Source organism: Propioniciclava tarda (genome assembly GCF_900182665.1).
Lineage (GTDB): Bacteria > Actinomycetota > Actinomycetes > Propionibacteriales > Propionibacteriaceae > Propioniciclava > Propioniciclava tarda.
In genome coordinates this window covers 26,757-37,916 of record NZ_FXTL01000023.1, presented here as the reverse complement: position 1 = coordinate 37,916, position 11,160 = coordinate 26,757, and the positions used below count along the sequence as shown (strand labels likewise).

The 11,160-nt window shown below is 70.9% G+C and carries 11 protein-coding genes; 6 read left to right on the top strand and 5 right to left on the bottom strand.

Annotated elements, in window-relative coordinates; translation table 11 throughout:
* Positions 1–414: 414 nt before the first annotated feature.
* On the top strand, positions 415–1,344 hold the full coding sequence (locus FN821_RS13495; RefSeq protein ID WP_131173068.1) for a PfkB family carbohydrate kinase: 930 nt from the start codon (positions 415–417) through the stop codon (positions 1,342–1,344).
* 319 nt (positions 1,345–1,663) lie between these two features.
* Here the strand turns inward: FN821_RS13495 and FN821_RS13490 are convergent, their stop codons facing one another.
* The gene (locus FN821_RS13490) at positions 1,664–2,152 is read right to left on the bottom strand and encodes a pyridoxamine 5'-phosphate oxidase family protein (RefSeq protein ID WP_131173067.1); all 489 of its coding nucleotides are present in this window, start codon (positions 2,150–2,152) and stop codon (positions 1,664–1,666) included.
* A gap of 65 nt (positions 2,153–2,217) precedes the next feature.
* On the opposite strand from FN821_RS13490, the gene argE reads away from it, so the two are divergent.
* Positions 2,218–3,387, top strand: a complete 1,170-nt coding sequence (gene argE, locus FN821_RS13485) for an acetylornithine deacetylase (RefSeq protein WP_131173066.1) — start codon at positions 2,218–2,220, stop codon at positions 3,385–3,387.
* Between the two features lie 337 nt (positions 3,388–3,724).
* On the top strand, positions 3,725–4,615 hold the full coding sequence (locus tag FN821_RS13480; protein ID WP_131173065.1) for an endonuclease domain-containing protein: 891 nt from the start codon (positions 3,725–3,727) through the stop codon (positions 4,613–4,615).
* A gap of 244 nt (positions 4,616–4,859) precedes the next feature.
* Here the strand turns inward: FN821_RS13480 and FN821_RS13475 are convergent, their stop codons facing one another.
* Positions 4,860–5,771 (bottom strand): DNA-3-methyladenine glycosylase family protein, encoded by a 912-nt coding sequence (locus FN821_RS13475; protein WP_131173064.1) that lies wholly within the window; start codon positions 5,769–5,771, stop codon positions 4,860–4,862.
* A 120-nt stretch (positions 5,772–5,891) separates the two neighbouring features.
* Here FN821_RS13475 and FN821_RS13470 point away from each other — a divergent pair, with 120 nt between their 5' ends.
* Both FN821_RS13470 and FN821_RS13465 read left to right on the top strand, forming a co-directional pair.
* On the top strand, positions 5,892–6,932 hold the full coding sequence (locus FN821_RS13470) for a DMT family transporter (RefSeq protein ID WP_131173063.1): 1,041 nt from the start codon (positions 5,892–5,894) through the stop codon (positions 6,930–6,932).
* 172 nt (positions 6,933–7,104) lie between these two features.
* The gene (locus tag FN821_RS13465) at positions 7,105–8,640 is read left to right on the top strand and encodes an ATP-dependent DNA ligase (RefSeq protein WP_131173062.1); all 1,536 of its coding nucleotides are present in this window, start codon (positions 7,105–7,107) and stop codon (positions 8,638–8,640) included.
* Between the two features lie 251 nt (positions 8,641–8,891).
* Here FN821_RS13465 and FN821_RS13460 read toward each other — a convergent pair whose 3' ends face one another.
* From FN821_RS13460 to FN821_RS13450, 3 genes are read right to left on the bottom strand one after another with little or no spacing between them, the layout of a single operon-like run.
* A complete protein-coding gene (locus tag FN821_RS13460) occupies positions 8,892–9,095 on the bottom strand; it encodes a hypothetical protein (RefSeq protein WP_131173061.1) in 204 nt (67 codons plus the stop codon).
* A gap of 22 nt (positions 9,096–9,117) precedes the next feature.
* Positions 9,118–9,591, bottom strand: coding sequence for a GNAT family N-acetyltransferase (locus FN821_RS13455; RefSeq protein WP_165489380.1), 474 nt, complete (start codon positions 9,589–9,591; stop codon positions 9,118–9,120).
* Complete coding sequence (locus FN821_RS13450) at positions 9,588–10,475, bottom strand: fructose bisphosphate aldolase (RefSeq protein WP_131173060.1); 888 nt, start codon at positions 10,473–10,475, stop codon at positions 9,588–9,590. Before FN821_RS13450 ends, FN821_RS13455 begins: the two co-directional genes overlap by 4 nt.
* Positions 10,476–10,566: 91 nt before the next feature.
* Between FN821_RS13450 and FN821_RS13445 the strand changes: the two genes are divergently transcribed.
* Positions 10,567–11,088: a mycothiol transferase gene (locus FN821_RS13445; protein WP_131173059.1), complete on the top strand. Its 522-nt coding sequence runs from the start codon at positions 10,567–10,569 to the stop codon at positions 11,086–11,088.
* The last annotated feature ends 72 nt before the right edge of the window (positions 11,089–11,160 follow it).

Genomic DNA, 11,160 nt, shown 5'->3' with positions numbered 1-11,160 from the left:
GGCCGGCCGAAGTGTTGCGCGATCGCGACCAGGGCCATGAACCGGCGGGTGCCGGTGGCGATCATCTGCGACCCGTTGTCCGATACCGCCAGCAGGAGCGGGGCGGAGGGGGTTCCGAAGGCGAGGATCGCGTCCCGGTTGGGCATCTCGCGGAACACGGTGGTCCCATCACGCTGGCAAGCGACACGAAGACGGACCTTCTCCGATCGATCTCGCGTCACGGTCGCCGGAGCGGAGTCCGCTGACGGCGTCCCCGAAGACGGACCTTCTCCGATCGATCTCGCGTCACGGTCGCCGTAGCGGAGTCCGCTGACGGCGTCCCTTCGTACCGGCTGGCGCGACGACGGGGCGTGACGGACGGGCTGGCGGCGATGCACTAGCGTCGTCGCCACGATGCGGTCCGAAGGAGGGGCGATGCCTCGGGTCATCCACACGGGACAGGCGCTGGTGGACGTCACGGTCGAGGTGCCGGGCCTGCCGGCCCGGGGCGACAACGTGATGGCGACGTCGTACGCCCGGGCCGCCGGGGGAGCGGTGAACATCCTGCTCGCCGCTGCGCGACAAGGGGCGACGTGCGTGCACGCGGGCGCGATCGGCACGGGCGAGAACGGCGACCTCGTGCGTGCGGCCCTCGGATCCGAGGGTGTCACGTGGTCGATGCCGCCGGTTCCGGACGTCGACACCGGCGTCTGCTTCGTCATGGTCGAGCCCAGCGCCGAGCGGACCTTCGTCACCACCATGGCCGCCGAGCGGCGCATCTCGGTGGAGTCGTTGGCGCTCGCCGACCCGCAGGCGGGCGATGTCGTGTGCGTCACCGGGTACTCGCTGGCGGTGGCGTCTACGCGGGACCCGCTGCTCGCCTGGCTGCCGACGCTGCCGGACACCGTCGAGATCGTCCTGGATCCGGGCGCCGCCTTCGCTGGCCTGTCCGCGGAGGTGCAAGCCGCGATGCTGGCGGTGACCGACGTGTGGACGGGAAACGCCGACGAGTCCAAGGCGCTCGTTGGGCTCACGGGGATGGGCGAGGCGGCGTCCGCGATCGAACGACTCCTGCCGCGCGGCAAGGTGGCGATCGTGCGCGACGGTCCGCGGGGGTGCGCCGTCGCGATGAACGGTCGGACGACCGTGGTGGACGGCTTCCCGCGCAAGCCCATCGACACGAACGGCGCGGGGGATGCGCACACGGGGATCATCGTGGCCGAGCACGCCCTCGGCACGGACTGGATCACCGCCGCCCGCCGCGCGAACGCCGGAGCGGCCATCAAGGTCACGCGTCGCGGACCGGCGACCGCACCGACGGCGTCCGAGATCGACGCCTTCCTCGCAGCGGAGCCCAGGGGCTAGAGGTGCTCAACATCGGGTGCGATCCGTGATCGATGCTTCAGGGGTGGAACCGACCTTGGATGACCGGCCTGCGGCCGCTGGGGCTTGAACCCTTGAGTGGCGCTGGCGCGCGGTGATGGTGGAGGCCGAACGTGGCGTCACCGCGCTGCTGCCCGCTGGGGGTTCGAACCGTGGAGCGGCGCTGGTGCGCGTTGAAGGTGGTCGTGCGCAGGTCCGCGGAGGCGTGATCGCTTGCCGGTGGAGTGCTCGTGGCCCTCCGTGTTGGGACCCGCTCCCGGAGCCGCCAGGCACCGCAGACCGGCGGCCGCGGCGTCCGGACTCAGTCGGACAGTTCCTCGTCGCCGTCCAGAGCCGGACGACCCACGTCAACCACGTCTCTGACAAGGGGAATCAGGGTCGGCGGGCGTCCGGGCAGCTCCCAATATTCGGCGGCGAGCACCTCGACGATGAGCAGGACCAGGGCGGGGTCATCGGGCCCGCAGCCGAACCACTGAGCCATGACGTCGTCCCAGGCGCGCCGCTTGAGCTGCGGATCGTCGGAGATGAGAGCGCGTCCGTTGAGGGACAGGGCCGTCCCGTCTGACAGGGAGACGTTCACCAGCGGATCAGCCTCGATGTCGGCGACCTGTGGGGCGTCCGCGCGGGAGATGAACCACAGCGAGCCGTCGAACGCCCGCTCCGGGAGGGCGTGCGGGCAACTGGCCAGGCCGCCGTCGACGGTGCGGGTGGTGAGCATGGCCACGCGGCGTCCGCCGATGAGATCGCCGAGGAGGGTGATGCCCTCGGCGTGCAGGGGGGCGTCGGTCATGGGTCCTCCTTCGCGTGGCTAGCCTCGACACTACCCGCGCGGAGGCGTCCTGATAGAACTAGGGCATGGCCCATCCCAGCGCAGAGACCCGCACCTGGCTCAGCCGGCTGGTCGCGTACGACACCACCAGCCGCGAATCCAACCTGCCGTTGATCGAGGACGTGGCCGCGGCGGCCCGCGGCCTGGGGGCGATCGTGAACGTCTTCCCGACGCCGGACGGTCGCAAGGCGAACCTCGTCGTGACCGTGCCGGATGCTTCCGGCGGCGTCCGGGGCGGGGTGCTGCTGTCAGGGCACTCGGACTGCGTCCCGGTGGACGGGCAGGCGTGGACGTCCGACCCGTTCGAGGTGGTTGAGCGCGACGGACGTCTCATCGGACGCGGGACCGCCGACATGAAGGGCTTCCTGGCCTGCTGCCTGGCTGCTTTGCCGGCGATGCTGGAGCGCCCCTTGCGTGAGCCCGTGCACATCGGCCTGTCGTACGACGAAGAGGTCGGGTGCGTCGGGGCGCCGCCGTTCGTGGCGTCCGTGCACGAGGCGGGGCTGTCGCCCCGGCTGGGGTTCGTGGGGGAGCCGTCCATGATGGCGATGATCCGCGGCCACAAGTCGATCAACCTGGTCCACGTGACGCTGACGGGCGTCCCGGCGCACTCGTCGCTGACGCACAGCGGGGTGAACGCGATCGAATATGCCGCGGAGATCGTCCGGTACTGGCGCGGTCGAGCGGACGCGTGGAAGGCCCATGGGCCGTTCGACGACGCCTACCCGCTGCCGTACACGTCGGCGTCCGTGAACATGATCGCGGGCGGGAACGGGGTGAACATCGTCCCCGAGACGTGCCGGATCACCCTCGAATTCCGTGCGCTGCCTTCGGTGGAGGATGCCGTCGTGCTGGACGAGCTCCGCGACTTCTGCTCGGCGCTGGAGCAGCGGATGAAGGCCGAGAACGCGGCGTCATCGGTGGTGATGGAAGTGGCGGCGTCCACGGTCGGATTGGACATGCCGGCGGACGCCGAGGTCGTGCAGTTGGGGGTCGCCTTGGGTCTGGAATCGACTCCCGACAAGGTCACCTACGGCACCGAAGCTGGGGTCTACACGGCCGGCGGGATCCCGTGCGTGGTCTGTGGTCCGGGCGATATCGGGGACGCGCACCGTCCGGACGAGTCCATCGCGCTCGACCAGTTGGCCGAGTGCGAGGCCTTCCTCGCGCGGCTGATCGACGAGCTGCGCGTCTGAGTCACGCTCTCTATGACGGGGATGCCGGGCAGCTGACGTTTGCGCGCACCTAGTCAGGCGGCACGCCGGGCGGGGACGGAGAGTGGGGCTCATCCGTGCGGTAGCTCCCGACGCGGGCCCGAGGCTTGAATGATCACGGGGCCCTCGACCGGGCTGGTCGCTATCGCTGCGCCGAAAAGTCAACGCTCGGGTGGCTTGCCGCGACCAACCCGGTTTTCAGCACTCTCAGTGGCTCCGAAGCGCAGTTCCGGACGGATTTGGCCCTTGAAAGCGACCAAATCTGGGTTCGCCCTGTGGACGGTGCAAAATTCCGGGCCTCCGCGCCTACTTGTGTGGCGTGAACAACGAACTGGCAGAGCTGCTGGCCACCCACGGGGTCGTGCGTCGGGCCGACACGTGCCCGCTCACGCACGCGATCGAGTGGGCGCGGCGCACGGGCGAGATCACCTCGGTGCTGCCCGGGCTCTACGCGGCCACGGCCGCCTCAGACGACCCCCGCATCCGAGCCCTGGCCGTCTGTCTCGCCGACCCGGACGCAATTTTCTTCGGCGCCACCGCTGCGTGGTTGCAGGACCCGTCCGGGCGGCCACCCGTCGTGCTCGATGTGGCTTCGCAGCGGCTGAGATCGAGAGCCTGGCTGAGGGCCAGTAAGCGCCGCATCCCGCCTGAGTTGGTGGTGCGGACGGGTCTGCTGGCACTTACCGCCCCCACGCTGACGGCGCTTGACCTGGCCGAGTCCACGGACGGGGCGAGCATCGATCACGCGCTCCGTCGGGGCGCTCGGCTCGAAGCGCTGCACAGCGCATTCGCCATGCGTCCGGCGCGGCGCGGGCGCCGGGCTGTGCGACGGCTCCTCCACGACTCCCGCGACCAGCCGTGGTCCTGGGCTGAGCGCCGTGCTCACGTGGAGCTGCGCCGCGCGGGCATCGTCAACTGGACCGCCAACCGGCCGATCCTGTCGACGACCGGACGCCTCATCGGCTACGGCGACTTGGTGTTCGACGCCGCCGGGGTGGTGGTCGAGATCGATGGCGATCAGTGGCACACCAGGCCCGCCGACGTGCTTCGTGACCGCGCTCGCGATCGTGAGCTCACGGAGCTGGGCTGGGTGGTCGCACGCTTCCGCGCCGCCGAGGTGATCGACGATCCGAGAAGTTTCCTGGCCTCGATCCGGACCTTGCTCGCGGCCCACGGTGGCCGTCTTCGGCTCGTCCGCAGGGCTGCCTGAGCAGGACGCCCACAACAGCTGTCCGCGACGAGAGCCCTGGCGCGTCTAGCGCTGCGTCATCGCGCTCGAGAGCTTCGGTGACCAGTTTGGCCTCGTCAACTACATCGGCTTGGGGTGCTGGCCGCCGCCTCTCGGCGCGACCCTGGCGCTGATGCTCGTCGCCCCGGGTCTCGCCTCATCATCGCCAGCCTTCGAGCTGACTGGCGCGGACGGAACCTCCTGTGTAGGACGCCCCGACGGGCCGTCAGCGGACTGGTAAGTGCGTCCGCGGCGCCATCCGGGCGCCACGACGCGGGTGCGAGTAGCCGGCCAGTTCCAGTAGGCGCTGCACTCGGTACCGATGCCCCCGATAGGGCTCCAGCAGTTCGGCGAGCGCGGCGTCGTCGATCTCCTCGCCGATCAGCGCCCAGCCGATGCTGCGGGCCACGTGGTAGTCGCCGAACGACACCGCATCCGGATCGCCGTGAGCGCGCGACCGCACCTCCGCCGCGGTCCACACCCCGATGCCGGGGACGGCGCAGAGCAGGCGCTCGGCGTCCGGACGCCCCACGGTGCGCTGCAGGGCGTCCGCGACCCTCGCCGCCCGGACCAGCGTCGTCGAGCGCGCGCTGTCGATGCTCATGCGCAGCCACTCCCAGGACGGCACCCGCCGCAGGGCCGAGGCGTCCGGCTGCACGTAGAGCCGCAGGGCGGCACCCGGCCCCGGCGCGACCGTTCCGTACTGCGTCACGAGGCGCCGGAAGCCGGCGAATGCCTCCTGGCCGGTCACCTTCTGCTCGATGATCGCGGGCGTCAACGCGTCCAGGACGTAGCCGCCGCGCCCCACCCGCCAGTGCGGGTACTGATGATCGGCACGACGCACTGCCTCGTGCAGCCCAGGCATGCCCGCGCGAGAGTCGTCCGCGCCGAGCATCCCGGGCAGGTGATCGAGGGCCCACGGCGCGCCCGGACCCCACGCCTCGGCGACCACCTCGCCAGCGGTCGCGTCCACCGCGACGCACAGCGTCGCCGGACCCGCCGGCGTCCCCAGGCCGCGCCAGTGGCGTCCGGACTCGATCCGATACGTCGGATCACCCGCCCCACGGCGCCAGGTTGACCAGATCTGCCCGACGGGGCACGGCCAGTCGGGACGCCAGGTGCGCCGCAGGCCGTCCACGCCGCCACCCTAGACGGCACGTCCGACAGGGCGGCAGGGGAGTTCCTTGGACGCCAATCGTCACGACTCCGCCGTCCCCCGAGCGTGCGCGGTTCACCCCCCCACCGCGATGATGGACGCATGAACGGGCTGAGGAGCGTGGGCGTCCGCGCGGCGCTGGCGTCCGCCTTGCTGTTCGGCGCCGGGACGCCGCTTGCAAAGCTCCTCCTGGGCGACGTCTCGCCGTGGCTGCTGGCCGGGCTGCTCTACCTGGGATCCGGCGTCGGACTAGGAGTGTATCGGCTTGTCACGCGCGCTTCGCGCGTTCGATTGGACGCCGACGCGCGGCTCCCCTTAGCGGGGGCGGTGGCGTTCGGAGGCGTCCTGGGACCCGTGCTGCTGATGGTCGGACTGGTCGGGCTGCCCGCGTCGGCGGCTTCGCTGCTGCTGAACGCCGAGGGGGTGTTCACGGCGGTGCTCGCGTGGGTGGTGTTCCGCGAGAACGTCGACCGCCGGGTGGCGCTGGGGATGCTCGCGATCGTGGCGGGGGCGATGGTGCTGAGCGTGCCGTCCGGGATCGAGCTGGGCAGCCCGTGGCCCAGCCTTGCCGTCCTTGGGGCGTGCCTGTGCTGGGGGATCGACAACAACCTGACCAGGGCTGTGTCCCACGCGGACGCCACGTGGCTCGCCGCCGTGAAGGGGCTGGTGGCTGGTCCGGTGAACCTGGTGATCGCGCTGGTGTTGGGTGCGCGGTGGCCCGGGGCGCCGGCCGTGGGGGCGGCCATGCTGGTCGGGCTGCTGGCGTACGGCGTCAGCCTGACGCTGTTCGTGGTCGGTCTGCGGCAACTCGGGACGGCGCGCGCGGGCGCGTACTTCTCGGTGGCGCCGTTCTTCGGTGGGCTGCTGGCGATCGTCTTGGGCGAGCCCGTGACCTGGGGACTCGTCGTTGCGGCGTCCCTGATGGCGCTGGGCGTGTGGCTGCACCTGACCGAGCGCCATGAGCACCCCCACGAGCACTACGCGGTCAGCCACGAGCACGCCCACGTCCATGACGAGCATCACGCGCACGACCACGATCACCCGGTGGCGCCGGGCGTCCGCCACTCGCACGCCCACGATCACGAAGCGCTGGCTCATGTCCACGAGCACTACCCCGACAGCCACCACCGCCACGACCACTGACGCCCGCTTCGCTCGTCGCTAGACAGGGTCCTGAACAGCCACCCTCGGCCGGCCATTAGCGCGCCAACCCGGTTTTCGTCCCTCTCAGCGCGCCAATCGGTCGAAACCACGCCCCGGACCTCCGTGAGAGGGACGTATTCCGGGTCGGGTCCGGACGAGCAACAATGGCCCGATGCTGCTGAGTGACCTGGCGACCACGTCCGAGACGGTCGGCGCGACCCGGTCGAGGCTGAAGAAGGTCGCCGCATTGGCCGAGGCGCTGCGTCTCGCGGACCCGGACGAGGTCGAGATCGCGGCCTCTTACCTGGGCGGGTCCCTGCGCCAGCGACGCACCGGTCTCGGCTACGCGTCGCTCGCCCGCCTGCCCGAGCCCGCCACCCAGCCGACCCTGGTGCTAGCCGAGGTCGATGAGCTGTTTGAGCACCTCAGCACCTTGTCAGGACCAGGTTCCGCCACCCAACGCACCGCCGAATTCGCCGCGCTCATGAGCCGCGCGACCGAGCCGGAGCAGCGCTACCTCGCCGCCCTGGTCGCCGGTGAGGTTCGCCAGGGCGCCCTCGACGGACTCCTCCTGGACGCCGTCGCCGCGGCCTCCGATCTCCCGGCCGCCGCCGTCCGCCGCGCCTCGATGCTGGCCGGTTCGACCCCCGCCATCGCCCGTGCCGCCCTTACCGGCGGACTCCCAGCTCTGGCCGCCTTCAACCTCACCCTTGGCGTCGGGGTGCGCCCGATGCTCGCGTCGTCCTCGCCGACGGTCGCCGAGGCCCTGCTGAAGGCCGCCCCGGACGGCTCCCCGGTCGCCGTCGAGGCCAAGCTCGACGGCATCAGGCTGCAGGCCCACAAGGACGGCGACACCGTCCGCCTCTTCACCCGGTCCCTCGACGACGTCACCGGACGCCTCCCCGAGATCGTGGACGCCGTCCGCTCGCTGCGCGTCACGAGCGCCATCCTCGACGGCGAGGCGCTCGCCCTGGACGCGTCCGGTCGCCCCCACGCCTTCCAGGACACGGCGTCTTCCTCGGCCAGCAAGGGGACGCGTCCGTTGGCGCTGACGCCGTGGTTCTTCGACGCCCTCGCGATCGACGGCCGTTCGCTCATCGATCTGCCCTTGTCGGGGCGCTATTCCGCACTCGTCGCCGCCGTCCCGCCGGCCTTCCTGGTGGAGCGTCTCGTCACGTCGGACGCCGCCGCCGCGGACGCCTTCGCCCGAAGCATCCTCGCTCAAGGTCACGAGGGCGTGGTCGTCAAGAACCTGGCCGCTCCCTACGCAGCCGGACGCCGCGGCTCCGAGTGGGTCAAGGTCAAGCCGGTGCACACGCTCGATCTGGTCGTCTTGGCCGTCGAGTGGGGTAGCGGACGCCGCCGCGGCAAGCTCTCGAACATCCATCTCGGCGCCCGTGATCCGCACACCGGCGGGTTCGTCATGCTGGGCAAGACGTTCAAAGGCATGACGGACGAGATGCTCGCCTGGCAGACCGAGCGCTTCCTCGAGTTGGCCACAGACAAGGGCGATTGGGTCGTCAAGGTGCGCCCCGAGCAGGTGGTCGAGATCGCGTTCGACGGGCTGCAGCGCTCGACCCGCTACCCGGGTGGCTTCGCTCTCAGGTTCGCCCGCGTCGTCCGGTACCGCCACGACAAGCAGGCCGCGGACGCCGACACGATCGACACCGTCCGCGCGCTCGCGTCGCGCGCTCAACCAGACGAGTAGGACGCCAACCCCTACGGCGACCCGCCGCTCGCCACCGGTCATCGGTCAGGTGAGGCCACACGGCCGTGACGGCCGCAGGGGCCAACTGCCTCCGCAGCTGTCTCGTCAGCCCGTAGGCCGCGGCGATGCCTCCCGCGAACAGCGCCGAGAGCAGGAACGACCAGCCTCCGGTGTGAGCCGGGATTGCTCAGGGATGAGCGGCTGAGTTCAACCGGTTCAGGGGAGCGGGGACAGCCCCGAGCATCCAGCGGTTAGTTCTGGACGTCGCTGTTCGACAGCGGGAAGTGGATGTCGTCGGCGAGCACCTCGGGATCGGCGCCGTCGGTGTCCAACTCGTCGAGCAGGTGCTCGTTGCCCTCAGTGGCGGGGTCTCCGAGCAGCGGGATGCGCGCCGCGGACGGCTCCGGCGCGGGGGAGTCGTCGCTGCTGATGGCCTCGGCGAAGGCGTCACTCATAGCAAGAAAGGTAGTCAGACGGTCAAGAGGCCTCGTCGAGCCGTTTGCGCATCTCGACGACGAGCCCGTCGCCGAGGTCGCGGGCCTCGCCGATGCGAGCGAATCCGGCCTTCTCGTAGAACCCCACGGCGGTCAGGCTGGACTCCAGCCAGAGCACCCGCATGGCGTCGGCCCGCGCGGCGTCCTCGAGGGTCGACAGCAGCAGTTCGCCGACCCCGCGCCCCTGCCAGGACGGGCGCACGAAGAACCCCTCCAGGTGGTTTTCGCGCCGCGCCGCCGTGCCGAGGACCTCGCGCGTGGCGTCCCGCGTCACCGCGACGATGCGCTGGCAGTGGCCGATCCGACTGACCAGCCCCTCGGCGCTGTACCACTCGGCGATGGTCTCCAGCTCTTCGCGCGGGTAGTCGGCGGCGTTGCTGGTAAGCAGCGTCGTTCGGATCAGGGCGGCGACGGCGGTCGCGTCCTCTTCGGCGAACAGCCGGACGCCGACGTTCACGTCGCGGACGCCGCGTAGATGGCCGCGACGGACGCCGCGAGGGTGTCGTCGAATTCGGCGTCGGTCTGCTGGGCGGTCAGTCCCTCCTCGAGCGCGCGGCTGAAGGAGGCGATCAGCCCGGGGTTGCGGACGAGCCGCGCGTCGGCGTCCGCCTGCGAAAAGCCACCCGACAGCGCGACGACGCGGAGCACCTTCGGGTGGGCGATCAGGTCGGACCAGAACCCGTCCACCGCCGGGATCGACACCTTGAACATGACGGGCCGGTCGGCGGGCCAGGCGTCGAGTCCCGCGAGGAGGGCGTCCTTCAAGAGCGCCTCGGACGCCGCCCGGTCGGGTGCGGTGATGGTGGTCTCGGGCTCGATGATGGGGACGAGTCCGGCGTCGGCGATGCGGCGTCCGACCTCGAACTGCTGCGCGACGACGGCCGCGATGCCGACCGGGTTCGCCGCCGAGATGACCGAGCGCATCTTGGTGCCGAACACGCGCGCGGCGACGGCGCGGGCGAGGAGGGCGTCCAGCTTGTCGAGCGGCTTCATGAGTTGGACGCCGTCGGCCTCGGCCGCGAGGCCCTGGTCGACCTTCACGAAGGGGACGATTCCCTTGCGCTCCCACAAGTAGTCGGCGGCGGGCAGGCCGGCGACGTCGCGGTCCATGGTCTGTTCGAACAGGATCGCGCCCAGGATCTTGTCGCCGTCGAACGCCGGGCTGACCATGAGTCGCGTCCGCATGGCGTGGATCAGGTCGAACATGGACGCCTCGTCGGTGTACGCCGACTCCGGGACGCCGTACGTCGCGAGTGCCTTCGGCGTGCTGCCGCCCGACTGGTCGAGGGCGGCGAAGAAGCCCACCCCGTCGCGGACCCTCCTGAGCTGCTCGGTGTTCATGACGCCTCCTGCATCGACCCTAGGCACCGTGGCGTCCGGGGGGAAGGGTTAGGCTCACGCCATCCCGACGCGGGCGACGAAGGAGACCACCATGGACGTTCGAGACATCCTCATCGACGGCATCGGACGCAGCCGCGAGGTGTGCCACCAGGTGCTGGACGGGCTGAGCGCCGAGGACGCCAACTGGCGTCCCACCGAGCACTGCAACTCGGTCACCTGGCTGGTCTGGCACCTCGCCCGGCAGCAGGACGTCCAGATCGCGCACCTCGGCGGCGACGATGTCTGGCTGCGCGACGGCTGGGTCGACCGGTTCGCCCTCGACCTGCCCCGGGAAGCGATGGGCTACGGGCAGCGTCCGGACGAGGTCGCCAAGGTCGTCGTCAGCGACGTCGCCCTGCTCGCCGGCTACCTGGACGCCGCGACGGACGCCACCGTCGGCTACCTAGCTGGCCTCGATCTGGCCAGCCTCGACGACATCGTCGACACCCGTTGGACGCCGCACGTCACCCGCGGCGTCCGCCTGGTCTCGATCGTCGACGACGCCGCCCAGCACGCCGGACAGGCCGCCTACGTCCGCGGCCTGTGCCAAGGTTGGCGGACACCGATCGGCTGACCGCCCGCCGCTTGGCCCGGCACCGGTCGATCAGACCATCGCCTGGCTGGCCCCCGAAGCCGGACTGGGCCG

Bases quoted from the DNA above. Each gene is read 5' to 3' on its own strand.
- FN821_RS13495 (WP_131173068.1), top strand. From the start codon at position 415: ATGCCTCGGGTCATCCACACGGGACAGGCGCTGGTGGACGTCACGGTC.
- FN821_RS13490 (WP_131173067.1), bottom strand. From the start codon at position 2,152: ATGACCGACGCCCCCCTGCACGCCGAGGGCATCACCCTCCTCGGCGAT.
- argE (WP_131173066.1), top strand. From the start codon at position 2,218: ATGGCCCATCCCAGCGCAGAGACCCGCACCTGGCTCAGCCGGCTGGTC.
- FN821_RS13470 (WP_131173063.1), top strand. From the start codon at position 5,892: ATGAACGGGCTGAGGAGCGTGGGCGTCCGCGCGGCGCTGGCGTCCGCC.
- FN821_RS13465 (WP_131173062.1), top strand. From the start codon at position 7,105: ATGCTGCTGAGTGACCTGGCGACCACGTCCGAGACGGTCGGCGCGACC.
- FN821_RS13460 (WP_131173061.1), bottom strand. From the start codon at position 9,095: ATGAGTGACGCCTTCGCCGAGGCCATCAGCAGCGACGACTCCCCCGCG.
- FN821_RS13450 (WP_131173060.1), bottom strand. From the start codon at position 10,475: ATGAACACCGAGCAGCTCAGGAGGGTCCGCGACGGGGTGGGCTTCTTC.
- FN821_RS13445 (WP_131173059.1), top strand. From the start codon at position 10,567: ATGGACGTTCGAGACATCCTCATCGACGGCATCGGACGCAGCCGCGAG.